Source organism: Lewinella sp. LCG006 (assembly GCF_040784935.1).
GTDB lineage: Bacteria > Bacteroidota > Bacteroidia > Chitinophagales > Saprospiraceae > Lewinella.
In genome coordinates this window covers 5,342,601-5,362,340 of the sequence record NZ_CP160680.1, presented here as the reverse complement: position 1 = coordinate 5,362,340, position 19,740 = coordinate 5,342,601, and the positions used below count along the sequence as shown (strand labels likewise).

At 47.3% G+C, this 19,740-nt stretch carries 19 protein-coding genes; 1 reads left to right on the top strand and 18 read right to left on the bottom strand.

What is annotated here, in order from left to right:
• Positions 1-3: 3 nt before the first annotated feature.
• From AB0L18_RS19335 to AB0L18_RS19270, 14 genes are all read right to left on the bottom strand, one after another.
• Positions 4-744, bottom strand: a complete 741-nt coding sequence (locus tag AB0L18_RS19335; protein ID WP_367388960.1) for a LytR/AlgR family response regulator transcription factor — start codon at positions 742-744, stop codon at positions 4-6.
• The gene (locus AB0L18_RS19330; RefSeq protein WP_367388959.1) at positions 737-1,459 is read right to left on the bottom strand and encodes a sensor histidine kinase; all 723 of its coding nucleotides are present in this window, start codon (positions 1,457-1,459) and stop codon (positions 737-739) included. The genes AB0L18_RS19335 and AB0L18_RS19330 overlap by 8 nt, the downstream gene beginning before the upstream one ends.
• A 48-nt stretch (positions 1,460-1,507) precedes the next feature.
• Positions 1,508-2,668 carry a mandelate racemase/muconate lactonizing enzyme family protein gene (locus AB0L18_RS19325; protein ID WP_367388958.1) on the bottom strand — a complete coding sequence of 387 codons (1,161 nt, stop codon included), beginning with the start codon at positions 2,666-2,668 and terminating at the stop codon, positions 1,508-1,510.
• A gap of 1 nt (position 2,669) precedes the next feature.
• The gene (locus tag AB0L18_RS19320) at positions 2,670-3,428 is read right to left on the bottom strand and encodes a hypothetical protein (protein WP_367388957.1); all 759 of its coding nucleotides are present in this window, start codon (positions 3,426-3,428) and stop codon (positions 2,670-2,672) included.
• Positions 3,429-3,645: 217 nt separating this feature from the next.
• Positions 3,646-4,533 carry a hypothetical protein gene (locus tag AB0L18_RS19315; RefSeq protein WP_367388956.1) on the bottom strand — a complete coding sequence of 296 codons (888 nt, stop codon included), beginning with the start codon at positions 4,531-4,533 and terminating at the stop codon, positions 3,646-3,648.
• Entirely contained in the window at positions 4,509-5,117 is a 609-nt protein-coding gene (locus AB0L18_RS19310; protein ID WP_367388955.1) for an RNA polymerase sigma factor, read from the bottom strand. Before AB0L18_RS19310 ends, AB0L18_RS19315 begins: the two co-directional genes overlap by 25 nt.
• Before the next feature lie 58 nt (positions 5,118-5,175).
• Positions 5,176-5,592 (bottom strand): RidA family protein, encoded by a 417-nt coding sequence (locus AB0L18_RS19305; RefSeq protein WP_367388954.1) that lies wholly within the window; start codon positions 5,590-5,592, stop codon positions 5,176-5,178.
• Positions 5,593-5,612: 20 nt separating this feature from the next.
• Positions 5,613-6,452, bottom strand: a complete 840-nt coding sequence (locus AB0L18_RS19300; RefSeq protein WP_367388953.1) for a hypothetical protein — start codon at positions 6,450-6,452, stop codon at positions 5,613-5,615.
• 36 nt (positions 6,453-6,488) lie between these two features.
• Positions 6,489-7,838: an FAD-dependent oxidoreductase gene (locus AB0L18_RS19295; RefSeq protein ID WP_367388952.1), complete on the bottom strand. Its 1,350-nt coding sequence runs from the start codon at positions 7,836-7,838 to the stop codon at positions 6,489-6,491.
• A 3-nt stretch (positions 7,839-7,841) separates the two neighbouring features.
• Positions 7,842-9,110, bottom strand: coding sequence for a kynureninase (gene kynU, locus AB0L18_RS19290; protein ID WP_367388951.1), 1,269 nt, complete (start codon positions 9,108-9,110; stop codon positions 7,842-7,844).
• A gap of 102 nt (positions 9,111-9,212) precedes the next feature.
• Positions 9,213-10,295: an amidohydrolase family protein gene (locus AB0L18_RS19285; RefSeq protein WP_367388950.1), complete on the bottom strand. Its 1,083-nt coding sequence runs from the start codon at positions 10,293-10,295 to the stop codon at positions 9,213-9,215.
• A gap of 27 nt (positions 10,296-10,322) precedes the next feature.
• The gene (locus AB0L18_RS19280) at positions 10,323-10,853 is read right to left on the bottom strand and encodes a 3-hydroxyanthranilate 3,4-dioxygenase (protein WP_367388949.1); all 531 of its coding nucleotides are present in this window, start codon (positions 10,851-10,853) and stop codon (positions 10,323-10,325) included.
• Between the two features lie 16 nt (positions 10,854-10,869).
• Complete coding sequence (locus AB0L18_RS19275; RefSeq protein WP_367388948.1) at positions 10,870-12,315, bottom strand: aldehyde dehydrogenase; 1,446 nt, start codon at positions 12,313-12,315, stop codon at positions 10,870-10,872.
• 2 nt (positions 12,316-12,317) lie between these two features.
• Positions 12,318-13,433 carry a tryptophan 2,3-dioxygenase family protein gene (locus AB0L18_RS19270; protein WP_367388947.1) on the bottom strand — a complete coding sequence of 372 codons (1,116 nt, stop codon included), beginning with the start codon at positions 13,431-13,433 and terminating at the stop codon, positions 12,318-12,320.
• A 197-nt stretch (positions 13,434-13,630) separates the two neighbouring features.
• On the opposite strand from AB0L18_RS19270, the gene AB0L18_RS19265 reads away from it, so the two are divergent.
• Positions 13,631-14,278, top strand: a complete 648-nt coding sequence (locus AB0L18_RS19265; protein ID WP_367388946.1) for a DUF6089 family protein — start codon at positions 13,631-13,633, stop codon at positions 14,276-14,278.
• Positions 14,279-14,485: 207 nt separating this feature from the next.
• On the opposite strand, the gene AB0L18_RS19260 is transcribed toward AB0L18_RS19265, so the two are convergent.
• The 4 genes from AB0L18_RS19260 to AB0L18_RS19245 all read right to left on the bottom strand — a co-directional run bounded on the left by AB0L18_RS19260 (position 14,486) and on the right by AB0L18_RS19245 (position 19,704).
• On the bottom strand, positions 14,486-16,639 hold the full coding sequence (locus tag AB0L18_RS19260; protein WP_367388945.1) for a gliding motility-associated C-terminal domain-containing protein: 2,154 nt from the start codon (positions 16,637-16,639) through the stop codon (positions 14,486-14,488).
• A gap of 349 nt (positions 16,640-16,988) precedes the next feature.
• Positions 16,989-17,534, bottom strand: a complete 546-nt coding sequence (locus AB0L18_RS19255) for an NADAR family protein (protein ID WP_367388944.1) — start codon at positions 17,532-17,534, stop codon at positions 16,989-16,991.
• Between the two features lie 239 nt (positions 17,535-17,773).
• The gene (locus AB0L18_RS19250) at positions 17,774-18,694 is read right to left on the bottom strand and encodes a sugar kinase (RefSeq protein WP_367388943.1); all 921 of its coding nucleotides are present in this window, start codon (positions 18,692-18,694) and stop codon (positions 17,774-17,776) included.
• Positions 18,694-19,704 (bottom strand): SPFH domain-containing protein, encoded by a 1,011-nt coding sequence (locus AB0L18_RS19245; RefSeq protein WP_367388942.1) that lies wholly within the window; start codon positions 19,702-19,704, stop codon positions 18,694-18,696. Before AB0L18_RS19245 ends, AB0L18_RS19250 begins: the two co-directional genes overlap by 1 nt.
• Between the last annotated feature and the right edge of the window lie 36 nt (positions 19,705-19,740).

Genomic DNA, 19,740 nt, shown 5'->3' with positions numbered 1-19,740 from the left:
TTACTAGGGATTCAAATTATACCTTTCTAAAGCCTTCAAAAAATCATCCTTGCGGCGACGAGAGATGCTGATCGCCTTCCCACCCTGCATGATAACAAAGCCTCCTTCGTTGCGAATATATTCCGTCATCGCACTCAGATTGATCAAATAGGAATGGTGGACGCGGCAAAAGCCGAAACCCTCCAATTCTTCTTCCAGCCAACCCAGTGATCTGCTGATTTTCAGAGGCTTATCTTCTTTCAGGTAAACCAATGCTACATTATCTTCCGCCTGGGCATAGATGACCTCCGACAGCTCGATAAATTGCTGCCCGGTAGTGATCGGAAACCCAAAACGCTGGGCCACAGGCTCCGGTGTAGTGCTTGGGGTGCTGCTGTTTTTTTGCTTATGGCGTGCTTTGCTGACCGCATCCAGTAATTCATCTTCATCAATAGGCTTTAATAAATAATCAAGTGCACTGTTCTTGATTGCTTGAATGGCATATTCATCGTAGCTGGTCGTGAAGATCAATTCAAAAGTCGGGTGCTTAATGGCGGCAAGCACATCAAAGCCAGACATATCCCCCAATCGGATATCAAGGAATAAAAGATCAGGCAAGTGCATCTTTATCGCCCGGATCGCTTCTTTTCCACTCGTGCATTCCGCAATGATCTCTACCTCTGGGCAATTGTTTTGAAGCTTCCAGCGCAAATTATCCATGCCACTGGGTTCATCTTCTACTAAAATGGCTCTTAGTTTACTCATGGACAAAAATTTTAAGCGGCAACCACAGTAAGATACGGGTACCGAAGCTTTCATTATGCTCGTTTTGAAGATCTTCTTTTTCCACGCTTACCTCTTCTCTAGCTAACCAATGGTGCATGGCGGCCATTAATGGGTGGTGCTCACTTCTGCGCCGGGTAGGCTTCTGAGACGGGGTGACATGCTGCTGGTCAGATCGTCTGTCTGTAATAATACAACATAATTGGGAACCCTCCCATATCACTTCTAAAGAGAGTAAGCTCGGAAATTGATGTTGGACAATACGCTCGCTGATAGCCTGCTCTAAAAAAGGCTGAAAAACCATGGAAGGAACTTGCACCAAATCCGTATCTATCCCGGCAGCGACGGCTATCTGATAAGATAACCTATCCTTAAAACGCAGTTCTTCCATAGCTAAATAATGCTTAGTGATGGCCAACTCTTTGCTCAAGCTCGTTGTCTCCGTTCGTGAGCTCAACAATAACTTGCGCATCAGATGAGAAAAATGAACAAGGTATTTTGAAGCTGCTCGCTTTTGGTCCAAATTGATCAAACCCTCGATGGCATTGAGGCTGTTGGAGAAAAAATGGGGATTCAGCCTCGTGCTCAACACCTTCATTCTTCCTTCTAATCGACGGTATTTTGTCCTTTGCTGGCGGAGTAGCCCCAGAAGAATCAGTACGATTAGTAGCATGAGGAAGTAAAAGAAGCTAGCCATGAATGGAGAAGTTTTTTAGAGGATGGATAAACGGGGCTGCTCCCTTTACTAAGCGTTCATGGTTAGTTCTGCGGGCGGTCTAGCAAATCTTCCCGAGGAAACACTGTATTGTTTCAACTTCCTTTGGTCAATGGCTATCGGCCATCCAATAAAGGGCATGGATGGTGCAGCTATTTTTCCATCGGAAGCCACCATTAATGGATACGAAGTGAGATCCTCTTTCAGGAGCAGCGTACCCAAAGCCCCCTCGCAGGCGGTCAGTGTTGGTGCAATCATTGCGAAAAGTAGGCCCGCAGCAGTGAGTATGCTGGTTTCACCATAATGAGCACTCAACTGACAGGGTATGCCATTGGCTTGAGCCAGTTTGTAAATCTTGATGGTGTTCAACAAGCCACCATTTTTCGAAAGCTTGAGGCTAAAATGGTTACAAAAGCCACCGGCGATTAAGCGCTCTGCATCAGCGTAAGTACAAAGGGATTCGTCGGCCATGATACTGGCACGGTCGCCAAATTCTCGCACCAACAGCCCTGCTTCTTCATCATGCGCAGGTGCTAGCGGTTGCTCAAAAGAGCTTACCCCTAGCGTCATCGCATTACGGATTTGCTCCCTGGCGAGTTCAAGATGCCAGCCACCGTTGGCATCCATGCGGAGTGGCGTGTGAGTGCCCATGAGGGCTTTCATGGCTCTGATGCGTTGTACGTTAGGTGCAATTTCAGTGTAAGCTTTAAATTTCCACGAACCAAACTTTAAATGCTCAACGACAGGCCCAAGTTTGGCCCAGTTGCCCTGCGGGAGGACGCCCGTGTATCTGATCTCTTCCATCGTCTTGGTAGCGCCAAGTTCCTGTGCCAAGTCCTTTTGGTATTCCCAGGCCCAGGCATCCAACAAAGCAAGTTCTATGGCACATACAGCAGCGGGGCCCCTGCCCTTTTTGAGTTGGTAGCTTGTCCAGCTGGCAATATCCTCCAAGGTGACAAATGATATACTTGGCAAAACTGCTTGCCAATCGGCAAGACAAGCGCTTACGCTGTCCACATCTTCACCCGTCACGTAGGTGCGTGGACAACACTCTCCAAAGCCGATGCTTTTTTCACTGGTTTGAACGCAGACAATCACCGAATTGGAGCATTGCGTCTGTTGATTTGCTTGCGCAAATTGTACCCTCAGCGGGATTTGTACTTGGTGAAAAGCGATTTTTTGTATTTGCATCTTATTCAGCGTATTCGGGTTCTAGGGCAATTGGTGAAGTAACTCGCGCATTGATTTCTCGCTTTTTGCTCCATGCCTTTTTTATCATAAAAGCAAAATTCTCCCAGGTGGCTGGCCCCATGGTCAGCAATCCAGATCCTCGTAAATAACCGGGATTAGCTTGCGCGAAAAGGTAGATATCAGGATCCTGTAGTTTTTCCTCCGCAATGATCATCTGTGGATCATTGACCAGAAAAAGGTCTTTAGCAACCGTACCCGTTGAAGGGCAATAGCGATCACCGTAGTTGGTGTACCCTAGATAATCCCGCAAATTTCTCATCTGCAAGGGAAGGAGTTGGTGCCGACGAGGGTAACATTCTTGTAGGTTCTTGGCAAAAACAAGGTAAGCACGATAGGTAAGTGCATCCGCCCAAAAAACAACCTTACGGCTCAATAGCGAACGCCAGAATTTAACCATCAATAGCAGCCCGGTACGATTGATCAGGCCACAACCTCTTACCTGGTTGGTGATTACGGTCTGGCCGAAATAAACCGTCAGGAATTTTTCATCAACTAAATTGATTTTCTGTATACGCAAACCCGTAAAACCAACAATACGGCTATCTTGTCGATAAAGCGCATAATGGGTATTACGCTCAATCCGTTCGCGAAAGCTTTGCTCTGAATAATGATAAAATGGCTGGTAAATGGCCCACATTTCAGCAATCACCTGCTCGCTTAATTTATTATCACAAAGTTCAATCTTAATCCTTTTTTGCATTGCCTTTTGTTCTGTTGACAAGGCAAAACTGCTCGAAACAGCACAGGATTAGAAGACCAACAGGGTAAGTGGTAGCTTATGAAGGGTAATGTGCAGAGAGGGTTGAGGGTTGTTGGTTGACCTTCCCTAAATAAAAATATTGATTCAGGCTTCTTTTAAAGTCTTCCGTATCCTGTTTTTGCTCCGAGGATAGCCAAAGATCAACTAGAACAGCCCATTATTGGTAAAGTCTCAAAGCCTTCTTCGCTTGTAACTGGTAAGGGTGGTTGATTTTTTTAGCAATTTCCCGGAAGATTCCCAAGGCCAGGGTTTTATCATCAGCCAGTAGGGCTGCCAGACCACGGTACCATTCGATCTGGGGCAACCACGCTGCTGGTGGCTGTTCCAACTCATCCAGTAAAGCGAGGGCTTCCATTCCCTGCCCCATTTCCAGCAAGGTGTAAGCTTGTAGGTAACGTAAGGTATCATTAGGGGTGAGTTGTCGATCCAGACGTTGCAGCCGGACGTAAGCGGTGGTGAAATTGCGCGCTCTTAAGTGTTCATCAACGACGAGGTATTGTGCGGAAGCCTGGAGTCCTGTGAGCGGATAACCAGTGTACCAAAGTTGGTCCAACAAGGCCTTGTCTTGATTTTCCTCACTTTGTCCGCGCAGATAAGTGTCAGGAGCACCGTAAGGCGGTGGCGGTAGTTCAGCCTGAGCAATTGGAATCTCTCTGGGTGGTGGCGATGTGGGAACATCTTGTTGAGGGCTTGCTGTCGGAGCTTCTTTTTCTTGCGTATCAATAACAGGCTGATCCTTTGCTGGCACTGGGGGTATTGGTGATGTTGTTGTTTCTTGTTCTACCGGTTCTTCTGTGGTAAATGAAGTAGATGCAGCTGGCTTTCTTGCCATCCATATCCCAATAGCAATAGAAAGACTCAATAACACCAAAAGGATGCCAATTGTGTTGTTCCGTCGTTGTCTTTTCGCGCGCGCTCTGGCCGCCGCCACCGCCTTCACCTTGCCCTCTATACGGAGCGCCGAGAAACCTTCCTTCAAACGCTCAGCAGCAGTGCGCTCCTCCTCGCTGGCGTTATCACTCAGGTATTTTTTGATGTCTTCCATTTGGTCGCAATTTCTATCAGTTTTTTCATGCAAGCACTCCTTTTCATTTTTAACGAATTGATCGTAGAGTAGTTCGTCATTCTCCCTTTGACCACTTCATCATCGCTGTAACCGTCAATATGGTGTAAACGAACAACCTGCTCACAGGCTTCACCTAATTGGTTCAGAAAGCGAGTCACCAAAGCAGCAGCATCGCGCTGACGCTGTAGTGCTTCGTGTTCACTTAAATGCTGGACATGGTAATCTTCCAGAGAATCATGCTGAGGTTTTTTACGTCGCACCTTAGCCATGGCCAATCGTTTTGCAACTTCCACCAAGTAGGTGGTAGGTGCATGCCCTTTGAACTCATAAGTGCCTTCCTCTATTTTTTGTAAAAAAATAAGGGTACTCTGGTTCAAAATTTCCTCTACTTCCTCGCCCGAAATCCCCATCTTGCTCACCTGCTGCCCTACCATGGGTAAGGCTTTGGTCTGCAAACAAAGGATAGCTTGATTGTCCATTGCCACCAGCCCCTCGTACAATTGCTGGTGATTTTCAAACTTATTACAGGGGCGATGCGTCGAAAACCACGCTTTAACAGGCATAAGTGAATGCTTATTTATGGCATGAAAACAATCAAAGGTAAGTAGCTGAAGTCTTTTTTTAAAAAAGTGGTTTATAAGCTACTGCTTTGATCTCTATCAAGAGGTTGGGATGCGGCAATTGATGCACTGCGACGGTCGTACGAGTGGGTCCAGTAGCATGATCGAAGAAGGTGCCGTAGACTTCGTTGTACCCTTTAAAATCCTCCATGTCAACCAAAAAGGTAGTCAAGTCAATCAGGTGTTCTAAGCCTGCACCCATACTACTGAGTAGCGCGCCAATGTTTTCGATCACTGCTTGGGTTTGTACCCGAATATCTTTGTCTACACGACCATCAGGATGAATAGTAACCCCTGCATGGCTATTATCTTGCCGACGGCTACTGGTGCCGGAGACGTAAATGAAGTCTCCTACCCGCTTTACATGGGGGTAGTTGCCTAGTGGTTGGGCTTTGTCTTTGAGTACTTTGTTGGACATGTTGGTTGGTTTGCTTGCTTTTATTCTAATACTAAAAAATCGTCCAAGAGTGCCAAGTTTTCATCCCAATGTACCGACATCCACCCTAGTGTGCCTTCATCTTTGTGGTACAAATGTGATTTAGCCTCTATTGAACCTTTCGCTTTATCCTCCATGCTCAAATAATAATTTATGCTTTTGCTTTCTAGTGTCAAATCCTCTCTTGTTGTGCCTGTAGGGAAGTCCTTTTGTAAATCAGCATATTCTTTACTGCTTTTTTTATCGAATATTTTATCAAGCCAAGCATTAAGATGCAATTTAAGTTTACTAAACAAATATTGACTTTCATACTTCTTCAAATCCACAAGTTTGGTTGCCCCTTCAACTCGTTCTATTGCTGGCCATATTACTGTTTCTCCATTTTGCTCTTCTAAAAAAAGAGGGCCCCATTGTATCTCAGATAGCTTTCCGTTCTCAAACCAAAAATTCATTCCTATCTCATCGACAATAAGTAACTTATGGTCCGGACTTTCACTACTTGACCAATCTTCTAATTCACAATTTTCATAACCAAGGGTACTTAAATTTGACTTTACCTCCTTTAAGGATTGATTGATAGTAATCAGCTGCTTAAAGTGATAATCTGCTGAATTAACCGAAATCGTATCCAACTTCCATCCTTCCTCCTCGTTGTAACCAATTGATAGCTCGTAGTCTTCGTAATGCCAGTTCTCAGATTTATCATTTGGTAATTCAGAATAGCAATATATCTCAAGTTCATTGGGGCTACCCAACATTGGAAACACTTCATTTGGTAGCATTCCAAAGCGGATATCTCCCAATCCTACTCCAGGTAATATTTCCTTAATACTATCTTTCATTTGATTATACCTTTGTTGTTGTGTAATATCACCTCTCTACAACCCCTGCACGCCCCGCAAAACCTCCTCCAAATCCAACTCCTCCACTTCCTTATCGGCCACCAAATTGAGCAAAAACTCATCTTGCCGACGGCCTTTCACCATCGCTTCGGCGTAAGATAACTCCGGCTTGAAGGTCACCAGGGAATATTTCGAGTAATAATCAGGAAAATGATCTTCAAGGGCCATCTCCAGACGACGTTTTTTGATAAAATCTTCATCGTCTACCTTGTCCTGCATTTCGTGAAAGTTATCAATGGCCAGGTCGGCGATGGCGTCACTATTGACAGGTCGCTCTTCGGAAAATGCCGTAAACGTGGCAGGCCAATCCTCGCCGTATCGCTCCAGGGTCTCCATGAAAATCCTTACATCTTCGAAGGCGGCATTCATGCCCTGTCCGTAGAAGGGAACAATGGCGTGGGCGGCATCCCCCATGATCAGGGTCTTACCATAAGCCTGCCAGGGAGAGCACTTGATGGTTCCCAGTGTACCTACTGGGTTATCAAAATAATCCTCTTCCAGACCAATCAGGTGAGGCAACAAACTCGGGTAATGTTGCTCAAAGAAACTCTTCACTTTTGCCGAAGTATCAAGGGTATTAAACCCTGCTTCTCCCTCATAAGGATGAAACATGGTTACGGTAAAACTCCCATCGAGGTTGGGTAGGGCAATCGTCATGAAGGCGCCTCGTGGCCAAATATGCAGTGCATTTTTGTCGATCCGGTAGCCTCCACCCGGTGCAGGAGGAATGGTAAGTTCTTTGTAGCCACTGCGCAGGAAGTGTTGCGAAAAATTAAACAGTAAACGAGAAGACCGACTCATCATCGCCCGGCGTACGACCGATCCTGCGCCATCCGTACCAATCAAGACGGAACCCTCAACTTTCACTAAAGCCCCATCAGGTCGTTGGAAGGTGGCTGTGGCATTCTCAATGTCTACACTGGTACAGGAATGTTCGAAGAAAATCTGCAAATCATCGTAGGTATCGGCTTTCTCCAACAAGAGCCGGTTGAGCCCACTGCGGGATACAGAATTGATGTACTCATCATCGCGACCACTGTAGCTACTAAAACGGGGGGCCTGACCCAGAGAATGAATCATTCGCCCGCGCATGGGGATGCAGTGTTTAAAAACTTCTTCCTTCATCCCCGCAGTTTCCAGCGCCATCAAGCCACGGTGCGACAAAGCCAGATTAATGGACCTACCGCCTTCTTCCGTAGTTAATCGCAGATCAGTACGTTTTTCGTAAAGCTCAACGGAATACCCCTTCTGTACCAGGCGGATACCCAACAGTGTACCACAAAGGCCAGCACCGATAATGATTACTTTATGCTCTTTCTTACTCATAAATTAGGCTTGCATTTTCTCTCCCAAAATTTTCACAAAATCGTAGACCTCCGTAAAGGTATTGTAAAGCGGCACCGGAGCTACCCTTATCACATCGGGCTCGCGCCAATCAGCAATGACGCCAGCTTCGCTGACTGCTTTAAACAGGCTTTTATCGGCATCCCGAACCTGAATAGAAAGCTGACATCCGCGCTTGGCCGGGTCACGCGGGGTAATAATACTTATTTTATCTCCCGGCAACTGATCGACCAGGTATTCCATGTAACCAGTGAGGGCTAATGATTTCTGACGAAGATTGTTCATTCCAGCTTCAGCAAACACTTCCAAAGAAGCTTTGATGGCCGCCAATGAAAGAATTGGAGGATTACTCAGTTGCCAAGCCTCTACCCCCGGAATAGGATCAAAATCATCGCGCATACCAAAGCGGGTAGCTTTGTTGTGCCCCCACCAACCGGTAAAACGGGGCAAGGCTTTATCATGGGCGTGGCGCTCATGTACGAAGCATCCCGAAACGCTTCCAGGACCAGAATTAAGGTATTTGTATGAACACCAAACCGCAAAATCGGCACCGCTAGCGTGCAATTCCAAGGGTACATTTCCTGCGCCGTGGGCACAATCAAAACCAACCATGCAACCTTGCGCATGGGCCAACTTGGTGATTTCGGGCATATCAAAAAACTGCCCGGTGTAGTAATTGGTATTCCCCAGCAAGACCAGCGCTATTTCTGCACCTTGCTCTTCCAGTATCTTAGCGATGTCTTCTTCTCTGACCAACACTTCCCCCGCACGCGCCTTCAACTCCAACAAATGCTCAGAAGGATCGTAGCCATGAAATTTCAATTGAGAGCTAATAGCATAACGATCTGAAGGAAAAGCATCGGCTTCCATCAAAATCTTGGTACGCTTACCTTGCGGGCGATAAAAGGATACCATCATCAGGTGTAAATTCACCGTAAGGGTGTTCATCATCACCACCTCTATAGGTTTGGCACCCACTATCTCCGCCATCTTTTCGGTCAGAAATTCATGGTAGGGCAACCAAGGGTTTTGTGCGTGCAAGTGGCCTTCTACCCCGAGGTTTTGCCAGTCGAGCAATTCCTGTTCAATGGCCGCTTTAGTAGTCTTGGGTTGAAGGCCCAGCGAATTACCACACAGGTAAATGAAGGGTTCACCATTATTTTGGTGAGGCAAGTGGAATCGTTGCCGAAACCCGCACAGTGGATCTTTCTCGTCTTGGGTTTGGGCGTATTCCCTTGTAGTTTGGTAGGTCATAATCGTAAGTAAAAAAAATTCGATCCTCTCCTCTCCGTAGGATAGGGTTTTAAACCCTATCCTACGGAGAGGAGAGGAGGAGGTGGAATCAGGTTGACGATATTAAGCAGGCATCGCTTGAGAGCCCTTTATCCGATTCATCATCGCTTCATTCTTATCAGCCCCCAACCAACGCAAAACATTGGCTTCCCACATTTCTTGCTGTTGTTCACTGGTGATAATTCCTTCCGCAACCGCTAGGTCCAATAATTTTCCGGGGTAAGATGATTGTGGTGTACTTTCCATTTCCCCCAACGGATAAGGATCATCTAATCCCACCATGATTTGGTCCGCACCCTTGTTGCGTTTGATCATTAAGTCCAGCGAAAGCGTATCGTGCACCAGGGTGTCAAAGAAAATATTAGGATGCCCCACGGCCTTACGGGGGTGCGCCTTGCCTTCAAACAAATCAGGTCGGCCATCAAAGCCCTGAATTCGGCGACCGAGGTTGATCTGAGCCAGCTGCCCGCCGTGGGCAAAACAAGTACGCATATTCGGATAGCGGATATGGTAACCATTCAAGGTAAAGAAATGGTAAGAATCGGCACACTGGGCCAGCATCCACACCAAGTGAAAACGCCAGGCTGTGTTTTCAAGTTGGATGAATTTTTCACCATCGTAAGGATGAATTTCAACCGCCAGGCCATAATGATTGGCCAGCTCAAAGATGGGCTCTGTCTCGGGATCGAAAATAGTTCGCCAGGTACCCGTAGAATCCAGGTAATGCGTAGGTAGACATAAGACCCGCAAGTCCAGTTCTTCCACACACCGTTCGATCTCCCACAAGGCCGAACGCACAAAGCCGGCATGGATCACAAAACCACAACTAAACTTGTCGGGATGATCAGCTTGTATGCGGGCGTTGAAATCGTTTTGCCAGCGTAGTACCTGCTTCATCTCCTCCATGCGCAGGCCGTTGCCGTAAAGTTGCGACAGGTTCAAAACGACCGCGTGGTCGATCTGGTTTCTGGCCATCCATTCCAGCTTTTCGTGCAAGAAAAAGCTGGAATCCGTGACCGGACGCTTCCAGTTTTTCTGCAACATAAACTTGCGATCTTCATCGATCCAGAAGATCTCTTTTTCCTTCATAAAAGCCGGAATCTGTTCCGGATAAGGAAGCAAATGAGAATGTCCGTTAATACGCATAAGTTGGGGCTTTTAAAAGGCGCTTTATTAAGCTGTTTTTTTGGTCGGTGGCTCCATCACGGTACCACAATTATCGCAGGTCCGCAGGTCGAGGTTCGAATAATAACGATCAAAGATAACCGGCATATCCGTCTCAATATTTTCCAAAGTGAAGGCTTCCCGGTAGAGTTCGTTGCCACAGTTTTCACAGAACCAGGCCAAGCCATCGTCCGTACCTTCGGGTCGTTGCTGCTCGATGACCAAACCTACGGTGTTGGGGCCACGCTGCGGTGAATGAGGAATATTGGAAGGCAACAAATAAATCTCGCCTTCGCGGATATGGATATCCTTGGGCACCCCTTCGTCGATCACCTTGAGGGTAATGTCGCCCTCTACCTGGTAGAAGAATTCGGGGGTTGCATTCAGGTGATAGTCTTTACGGGCATTGGGGCCGCCTACGACCATGACGATGTACTCACCATTGGCCCAAACTGCTTTGTTGCCAACGGGTGGCTTCAACAGATGGCGGTTTTCCTCAATCCATTCTTTGAAATTAAATTTGGGCAGTAATTTTGACATAGTCTGACAATGTTTTTTATTCAAAATCCAAACAAACATTCTTAGGTTCGGTAAAAAAGCGTAAGGCCTCAAAACCGCCTTCCCGACCGACACCGGAGTTCTTCACCCCACCGAAGGGCGTGCGCAGGTCGCGCTTGAGCCAGGTATTGATCCAGACAATGCCAGCTTCTAATTCTCGGGCCAGTTTATGGGCACGATCCAGCTTTTGCGTCCAGATGGTGGCTGCTAGTCCGTATTCCGTGCTATTGGCGTATTGTAGCACTTCCTCCTCGGTTTCAAAAGGCATAATGGTCACCACGGGGCCAAAAATCTCCTCCTGGTTCGTGCGGCAATCGTGGGCTAGTCCTTCAATAACAGTGGGTGCAATGTACCAACCATTAGCGTATTCTCCGTCCAGTTGTACAGGGGCTCCACCACACAGTATACGTCCGCCTTCCTCTTGCGCAAGCTGAATATACGAAAGAATTTTTTCATAGTGTGCTTGCGAAACCACGGCTCCCACCTTGGTATCAGCAGCCGTAGGGGCCCCTACTTTCAGCGCCTTCACTTTTTCAACAAAATCGGCTTTAAACTGATCATACAAGGATGCTTCTACAAAAATTCGTGACCCACAAAGACAAATTTGCCCCTGGTTGGCAAACGAAGAACGTACCGTAGTACGGAGCATTTTATCATAATCGCAATCCGCAAAAATGAGGTTCGGGTTCTTGCCTCCCAACTCCAAGGATAACTTTTTGAAAAGCGGTGCTGCTACGCGTGCTATTTCGGCACCAGTGCGGGTACTGCCCGTAAAAGAGATGGCCTTTACCTGAGGGTGGCTGGTGAGGGCTGTACCCAGCCGATGGCCGTAGCCATGCAAGATGTTCAGTACCCCTGGTGGTAAGCCCGCCTCCTGGCAAATTTCGCCTAGTAGATAGGCCGTCAGTGGGGTCACTTCTGAAGGTTTAGCCACCACTGCATTCCCAGCTGCCAAGGCCGGCGCAATTTTCCAACTAAACAAATACAGGGGTAAATTCCAAGGCGAAATACACACCACTACGCCCAATGGACCACGCAAGGTATAGTTAAATCCTCCCGGCCCATTATCGTGCGCCTGACTTGCAAATTGAGTAATCGCCTGCGCAAAGAACCTGAAATTGGCGGATGCTCTGGGAATGTCCACTTCTTGGGCCAACCAGACGGGCTTGCCATTGTCTCGCGACTCGGCAGCAGCCAGCTCTTCTGCTCTTTTCTCAATACCCAAAGCAATATTATGGAGGATGCGGTACCTTTCATCAATGCTCGTACCTGCCCACTGTGGCTGGGCCGCTTTGGCTGCAGCCATCGCCAAGGCAACATCCTGCTCATCGCTATCCGGTGCCTCGGCGTAAACAGCTCCTTTCGCAGGTTCAAAAACGGGCAAATAAGCACCTCCCACTGGGGCTTGGTATTGCCCATTGATAAAATTTGCTAAGCGTTTCATAACTATTCCTCGTGGTTTTGGGTGTAGAAAAAGCCCAATTGTTTGATCAGCCGAGGTGGCAAGGCTGGCAACTCAGAGCGAGGAATAAGCAGGGTAGATATATTGTGCAAATCCGTAAAGATATGGTGCTTAATGGCGGTTTCCCGCAAATAAGCATGCCCGGAAGATCCCCCTGTACCCGTTTTCCGCCCCAGCATCCGCAAGACCATCTGAGAATGGCGGTAACGCCAGGTAGTCAAGAGCTCATCGATATCAATCAGGCACAGTAAAAAGCGATAAGGCATCTGTAGGAGTGGCTCTTCGTTGTAGAGGTTGATCATCAGTGCGGCCAACATCGCATCATAGCTCAAGCGGAAGGTTCCCTTCCCTTTTTCTTCGCTGTGCTGGTCGGGATCGAGGATAGACTGGAAGTAAGGGTCGGTATTGCCCATCATCTTCACGCGCATCGCCTTTTCTTCTTCCGTCAGGTAATCAGAAGCCATGATGGCCTCGGCTTCCCGTGCGACCATGCGTTCAACAGAAGCTTTGTAGTGCTCTAAGAACTCAAAACCCCCAAAGCTTAGAAAAGGTGTTCGCTCTAACCAATCCTCCACGGCGGCAAACAAGTTGTTACCTTGTGCAATATGATCCAGCTTTGCTTGTTGTTCTTCGGTAAAAAATGCCGCATAATGGTAGTTGTTGTAAGTCATCCGGTCGTCTTCCGGTAAGCCTAACATATTTTCAACCATACGAAACTGAAAACTCTGGAATCCCGAAGCGGGAAAGAGAAATTTACGAAAATCCAGAAAGTCCAGTGGCGTCATCGTCTCCATCACCCGAATGTGTTCGATGAGTAATTTGAGGATTTCTATAACCCTGTTTAAGCGAGCGACCGACGTGCCCATGTTGCGTTCATCAACCCGCTTGGTCTGGAACATGTCCACAACAGAATCTACCTCGTGCAGGATTTGTTTGAACCAAAGCTCGTAACTCTGGTGCGTAATGATAAAAAGCATTTCATCATGTGCCGGTACAGGTTCCAATTCACCACTACGTGGACGCTGTGCCCCCAGTATTTCATCCAATCCTAGGTATTGCTGATAATGGACAGGGCTGTATTTCTTCTGTTTTTCGCTCATTTATAGTTCCTTAACAATCAATTATTCTGCACTTCTTGCCCCGAAGATAAAACGCTTTTCCAAGATAAGGGTAAAGCAGCAAGGACTCTTTTCGAATCACGTAATCTATTCATTAAGTTTATGCTTAATGATTGATTCCTATCATAAAACCAAGTACCTTTCTGTTATTAAACTAACCTATTGTAATAAATCTTCCTATGATTAAAAATTACTTACTCACACTATTTTTCTTTTCAGTTTATTGGGGACTTAATGCCCAATCAGACAATGACTTAGGCCTCAACTTTGGCATGATCACCTACCAGGGAGATCTTGCCCAAGAACCTATCAATGCGGGTCGGCTAAATTTTTCTACCGGTATTCAATACCGCAATTTCCTTTCGGAGAAATTTGCCCTAAAAGCAGGCCTCAATTTTGGTAAAATTTCCGGTAGTGACCTCGACTACAACATCAGCCGTGGCATCTCCATGGAGAACAAACTTGTTGAAGTGGCACTACAAGCAGAGTGGCACCCTCTTGGAGAAAACAGCTTTGAAGACTCAGGAAGATTCGACCGCAATTTCTCTCCTTTCATAGGCTTAGGTCTTGGAATGGTCTTCACGAATGAATCTGTGACCTATACCGAGAATCGGAATTTCAAAACGGAGGAAGATACTGGCTCTTTAATCGTAGTACCCATTGACCTCGGTATCCGATTTGCGATTAGTCCAGCATTTTCTGCTACCCTCCACGGAGGCACCCGTGCTACCTTCTCTGATCTGCTCGACGGTGTCAGCGAAAATGGCAACGCTGATGCCAATGACTGGTACTTGCTGGGCGGACTGGGATTGTTGTATACCTGGTAGGTTTTAAGTACTGGGTACTTGAGTTTAAAAATCCCGGATGGTAGCGACGACGCTACCATCCGGGATTTTTATTTAGCCCTTTCAGCTTAGGCTGTGCCTGCGTTGCTACGTATGTAAAACTCCGTTCTACGAAATTAATCTATGCTAAAGCTGAAAAACATTTTTATCAGGTTTCCCATAGGTTAAAATTTCCTTGTGATTGTTACATTATCTCACCAACATCACATCCCCCGAAAACACTTCCGTGGTGCCATCTGCATATTGAACTTCCATAAAATAAACGTAAATGCCTTGCGTAAGGTCTTCGCCCAGGCGGCGGCCATCCCAACGGTATTTGTCATCGCCTAGCAGGCCACTGCCTTGCTCAAAAACGAGGCCACCCCAGCGGTCATAAATTTGTAGCCGCAGGATTTGAGTATCGCTAATACTGACGCCTTTCGGCGCGAAAAAATCATTGACTCCATCGAGGTTGGGACTAAAAATATTGGGAAAATAAAATGGACAATTCCCTGCTCCCAAAGTCACCATCAGACGATCCGTACAACCCAGGCTATCGCTGAGAACGTATTCATAAGTGCCCGCTGCTAAAGCCGAAATCTTCCCTTCGGTTCCAATTAAAATTCCATTCTGTGTTAGGCGAAGCGGCCCCTCACCACCAGAAAAGGTCAGCAATATTTCACCATCCTCTTCCAAACAAGAGGCGGATCGCTGGTTCTGTAGTACAATACTTACCGGCGGTGTATTTGCCAAACTCACGGTAGTTTCCGCAAAGCAGCCCGAAGCATCTTCGGCGCGAACAGTATAAACTCCCGAAGCGAGGTCGGTAAAGATCGGGGTAGATACATTACCAAGATCATTAAGCTCGTAAGCATAGGGTGGTATGCCTCCTGTAGCGACAAGCTCAATGCGCCCATTCTCTTCCCCACAAGTGGCATCTGCAACCAGCACTTCCACAATTTCAAAAATGCCACTGGGCAATATAGTGGCTGAAGCCGTAGCAGTACACCCGGCCTGATCTACCAAATTGAGGGTGTATAGCCCAGGGGCTAGTCCAGAGAAATTACCGCTGTTTTGCACCGGACCACCATTGAGCGAAAACTGGAAGGGCATCAGTCCTGCAGTAACAGCAAACGACAGAAAACCATTATCCTCTCCACAAGTGGTAGAGACTATATTGATGTTGGAAATTACCGGCACCCCTGCGCCGCCCAAATTGGCTTGTGTCATAGCAGTACAACCCGCCGCATCAATGATTTCCAACTGATAATTCCCTGCGGGTAGGTCCGTTACCGTCAAGCTGCTACTCTGCATGCCATTCACAAAAAACGTGTACGGTTCCAAACCGCCACTGACCATTACTTCAATTTGGCCATTGACCAGCCCGCAGGTCGTATTGGTTATCCTGACTTCGTTGAAAACGGGGACGTCGGCAGAAGGAATGAGTTCCTGTGTGCGGATGCAGCCTACTTCGTCGGCCACGTAGATCGTGTAAGTCGTAAGTGGTAAGTTCACAAAATTCGGACTGGCCTGAAAATCTATCCCATCCAAAGAATAGATCAGTGCCCCTACTCCACCGCTGGCGGTGATACTGATGGTGCCATCGTTATTGGCACAATTGAATCCATCTACCTCCACTTCATCAATGTATACAGGGTTGGAGCCCAAAAACTCGAAGGTGCTTGCACCACCGCTCACCTGTAGAGGTATGGAACAGTAAAAATCAAGACTACTATCAGCAAAATTCACTTCGTACACATTGGCGGCATTGTCCGTCAGAGCGTATACCGAAATCTCGTCGCAGCTTTCCGCAAAGGATACAATGCCAAAAATTCGACCTGGTACATTGCCGTCTACGGCAATCGTACTATTGGATGGTACCTGAAGATCTACTTGAACGATATTATCGTTTTCCGAGGCCATGTACAGTTCCCCGTCGTAGAAAGTAAGGTCGCCTTCGGCGCCATACCCCACGTTGCCGATAAATGTTCCAGCATCCGAAACCAGATCATAACGCCACAAGTCGCCCCCCAGTCCACAAACGTAAAAGATACCCTCAGCAGAAATTGTCAGTGCTGTGTACAACTGGGAAGCCCCCGGCTCAAACATGTGCAAGAAGGTACTGGCTCCGGTCAATGGATTGATTTGATACAATTGCCCCGTCGAGGTTACGCAATACAAGTTGCCGTTGGGGTGAAAACTAATATCCGTAGAACTAACCGGCATAGCCCCGATCTGCTGGTAACTACAGTCCGACAAATCCAGGCTATACAACTGGTTATTGAGGGTACTCAAAAAAATATCCTGCGCCTTATTAGAAGTCGACAGTAGGAACAAAAAAGAGAGACCAATAAGTGTACGCATTGATTTTTGTGCTGTTTCGGGATGTTGATGCACAAAGATAAGCGGAATGAAGCGATGCGTGGCGTCTTACATCATCTTTGTAAATGTTCGCTGTTGAAATGACATCTTAGGGACAAATCAGGGAGTACAATAGCTCTTTACGCTATAGCGCTGGGTTTGAAACCCGACCTTATGGAGGAGGGCACAGCAACGCAAAAAAAGCTTTATCGATTCTTTTCGATGAGACAACTAATTTTCTAGTCATTCACACCAAAAGACTGGTCTTTATGAAACAGCATGTAGCTTAGCATCCAGACTATCCCGCCTTTTTGGTCGGGTTATATTCCACTTTACTCCCGACCAGCATTCATCACTTCAACCTATCTCTTACTTCCATCAGCGCGAAGCCTAACCAATTGGTGCCCATCCACTGCGTTGGATCGTTGGCCCGTGGGTCTTCTGCGACCATGCCTATCCCCCAAATCGCGTCATTCGGAGCGGCCTCTACCAATACTTGATCGCCGGTACTAAGCAAGAAGGATTTTAGGCGTTTTGATTGAGAAAACTTCAAGTAGTTGCCTTCTACCACCAATTCTTGGGCGGCATTGCTCCATTTATTTTGCTCAAAACCTTTCACCTTTCGTCCCAAACGCTTGGCCTCCAGGGGCGAAGCTGCTTTGAGGATATGTTGGCGGATTGGCTCATCACCAAACAAGCGGGCTTTTCCGGCCATCATCCAGTGCTCAGCGGTAGGGAAATACTCGCCATCAAAGGAGAAACCACTGGCATACCATTGCGAAAGGCAGCTCTTGCCGATACCTCCGTCCTTACGCGGGCGATGCCCCCAGAAGAAGAGGAAATCAACTACTCGCCCGCTTTCAATGGCTTGGATAATTTTTTGAGTACTGTAAAACATCTTTATAAGTTAATGTGAGGTTGGAGGTATTATATGCGACCTCTCCGAGGTCGGGTGAGTTATATCGTTTGTATTTACTACCAATATGGCATCTCTCCGAGATGTTATGTATGACCTCGGAGAGGTCAAAAATTGGTAGAATGGTCGTTCATGCCTTATTTCGACCTCAGAGAGGTCGCACATGGTGTATTGCTATTGAAAATCAAGCGATTAATGCCCAACCTCACGTTAAGTTAAAATCACTGCTGCACTAGCATCGCCTTCTCGGGTGCGACGCCAATGGTTGCCACCGCACCACTATTGAACTGAAGAAAATCCTGCTCGATACCGTCGCTAAAGATAACGCCCTGGCTGGGCATTAGTGAACTCAATTGTAAATGTTGCTGCTCGCCCAGTTTGCCTGCCACCATATTGATCTGGGTTTGCTTGGAAGCAAAAGGTTCCCTCACCGCAAAGATCAACTCATTGGCGGCTACTTGCGGCGGCTGAAAACCTGTAGGTGCGCCAAAAATAGCTGGTACGCGCTGCACCATATTGAAGACCGAGCTTAGCCAAGCCGTAGAGCCTGCCCTTGTAGAGACCAACAAGCCGCTAGAGGAATGCACCTCTTGCTGCTGCCCCATAGCGATCTCGTAACGTGCCGAAACATGGCTGGAAGCACCAATAAACAGCTCATTGAACGCTAATAATCGCTGACCATCCTGCAGACGAGCTTCCGCCAGACTGACCTCCTCTACTGGAAAGTCATCACGCAGGATGCGACGTACCCCGCTCAGGAAGTTGTTTACCGTATACGGCAAAAGCACCCCATCGTAGCGATCCACATCTGGATTGACGGCCAGGATGGGGCAGCTTCCGGCGTACTTAGCCGTATTGGCCACCAAGCCATCCTGCCCCACCGTAATGATGAGATGCTGTTTGGCAAACAAGTACCCCGGCAGAAAAGAACGATCAAGCAGTTTGTACTTTAGCACGCCGGCCAACTGGCGTTGTACCTCGCTGAGTGCATGTTGAAAATTGAGGTGTTCCAGCTCGTATTCATCAAAGTCGCCGCCATTGCGTTCCAGATAAAACCGGGCTTGGGCCTTGGTATTGAAGCGCTCAATGAGTTGCTCCATTCGAGTCTTGTTTTTAACGATCAACGCATATTCGTAACTCATTATCTACCTTTTTCCAAGAGGTTTTCTAATAGATCCGGGCTGATGTTCAGGTTACCAATCTTACCCGCATTCTCAGCCAATTCACGGAATGCCAGTGTCATGTTTAAGCGTGGGTCAGGGTTATTAGACAGGGCGGTGATCATCTTCCAGTCCAGGTCTTTATAGGGTTTTAGGGTGGTATCTACCACGTAGGCTTTGGTATCTGCAAGTTTGCGATCATTGATGGCTTTTTGCTCCACCAGCGATTGGCGCTGCTGCTCCAGCTCAATGTTACCGGCCATCACCATTTCGTTGAGCTTCCGCTTGTTTTCCTGACGGAGCACCTCCGACTCCATCTTCTTTTCTGTGATTTGCTTCTGCTTTTCTTCGATGGCAATCTCCGTATTGAGCTCTGATTCTTTGATTTTTCGCTCTTGCTCTACGGCAAAATTGCGACGTTCGTAGATGGCTTGATCGGCCTCCTGCTGAAGTTTTTCGCGGGTAGAAGTTTCCAGTGCGCGTGTCATTTCCGGCACAGCACGAACGGCCAAGATGTTGACGCCCATGATCTCAATGCCCAGCATGCCAATCATCGGAGACGATTGTAGCCCACTGAGGATGCGTTGCTCCAGGGTAGAAGCAGCACCAAGGGCATCCTGCAAACTCAGTCCATGAATGAAAGCCGTCACCGCTGTTTGCGCCTCGTTGATGGTGCGTTGATTGAGCTTTTCTAGATCATTCTTTTTGTACCTCCCCTCTTCATTAACGGTGAAGTCGAGAACGTCCGCCAGTTTTTTGGGCTCACTGATCTGATAGCTGATCTGCCCCTGGATGGTGACCGTTTGGTAATCAGCACTCATCTCCTTGAATACAAATGGCAAATCATTGCCCCCCATCGGGATCGCAACAATAGAACTATTAGGTTTGAAATAGAAAAAAGAGAGACCGCGTCCTTCTTGGTGGATGGTGCCGTTTTTGTAGTGCATGACATAGGTCATCGCGTCGAATTGAATGTGCTTGAAACCGAACATATTATTTGGGGTTTTTAGTTTGTTTTGTTTTTAAAC

Coding starts and splice junctions, on each gene's coding strand:
- AB0L18_RS19335 (WP_367388960.1), bottom strand. CDS start 744: ATGAGTAAACTAAGAGCCATTTTAGTAGAAGATGAACCCAGTGGCATG.
- AB0L18_RS19330 (WP_367388959.1), bottom strand. CDS start 1,459: ATGGCTAGCTTCTTTTACTTCCTCATGCTACTAATCGTACTGATTCTT.
- AB0L18_RS19325 (WP_367388958.1), bottom strand. CDS start 2,668: ATGCAAATACAAAAAATCGCTTTTCACCAAGTACAAATCCCGCTGAGG.
- AB0L18_RS19320 (WP_367388957.1), bottom strand. CDS start 3,428: ATGCAAAAAAGGATTAAGATTGAACTTTGTGATAATAAATTAAGCGAG.
- AB0L18_RS19315 (WP_367388956.1), bottom strand. CDS start 4,533: ATGGAAGACATCAAAAAATACCTGAGTGATAACGCCAGCGAGGAGGAG.
- AB0L18_RS19310 (WP_367388955.1), bottom strand. CDS start 5,117: ATGCCTGTTAAAGCGTGGTTTTCGACGCATCGCCCCTGTAATAAGTTT.
- AB0L18_RS19305 (WP_367388954.1), bottom strand. CDS start 5,592: ATGTCCAACAAAGTACTCAAAGACAAAGCCCAACCACTAGGCAACTAC.
- AB0L18_RS19300 (WP_367388953.1), bottom strand. CDS start 6,452: ATGAAAGATAGTATTAAGGAAATATTACCTGGAGTAGGATTGGGAGAT.
- AB0L18_RS19295 (WP_367388952.1), bottom strand. CDS start 7,838: ATGAGTAAGAAAGAGCATAAAGTAATCATTATCGGTGCTGGCCTTTGT.
- kynU (WP_367388951.1), bottom strand. CDS start 9,110: ATGACCTACCAAACTACAAGGGAATACGCCCAAACCCAAGACGAGAAA.
- AB0L18_RS19285 (WP_367388950.1), bottom strand. CDS start 10,295: ATGCGTATTAACGGACATTCTCATTTGCTTCCTTATCCGGAACAGATT.
- AB0L18_RS19280 (WP_367388949.1), bottom strand. CDS start 10,853: ATGTCAAAATTACTGCCCAAATTTAATTTCAAAGAATGGATTGAGGAA.
- AB0L18_RS19275 (WP_367388948.1), bottom strand. CDS start 12,315: ATGAAACGCTTAGCAAATTTTATCAATGGGCAATACCAAGCCCCAGTG.
- AB0L18_RS19270 (WP_367388947.1), bottom strand. CDS start 13,433: ATGAGCGAAAAACAGAAGAAATACAGCCCTGTCCATTATCAGCAATAC.
- AB0L18_RS19265 (WP_367388946.1), top strand. CDS start 13,631: ATGATTAAAAATTACTTACTCACACTATTTTTCTTTTCAGTTTATTGG.
- AB0L18_RS19260 (WP_367388945.1), bottom strand. CDS start 16,639: ATGCGTACACTTATTGGTCTCTCTTTTTTGTTCCTACTGTCGACTTCT.
- AB0L18_RS19255 (WP_367388944.1), bottom strand. CDS start 17,534: ATGTTTTACAGTACTCAAAAAATTATCCAAGCCATTGAAAGCGGGCGA.
- AB0L18_RS19250 (WP_367388943.1), bottom strand. CDS start 18,694: ATGAGTTACGAATATGCGTTGATCGTTAAAAACAAGACTCGAATGGAG.
- AB0L18_RS19245 (WP_367388942.1), bottom strand. CDS start 19,704: ATGTTCGGTTTCAAGCACATTCAATTCGACGCGATGACCTATGTCATG.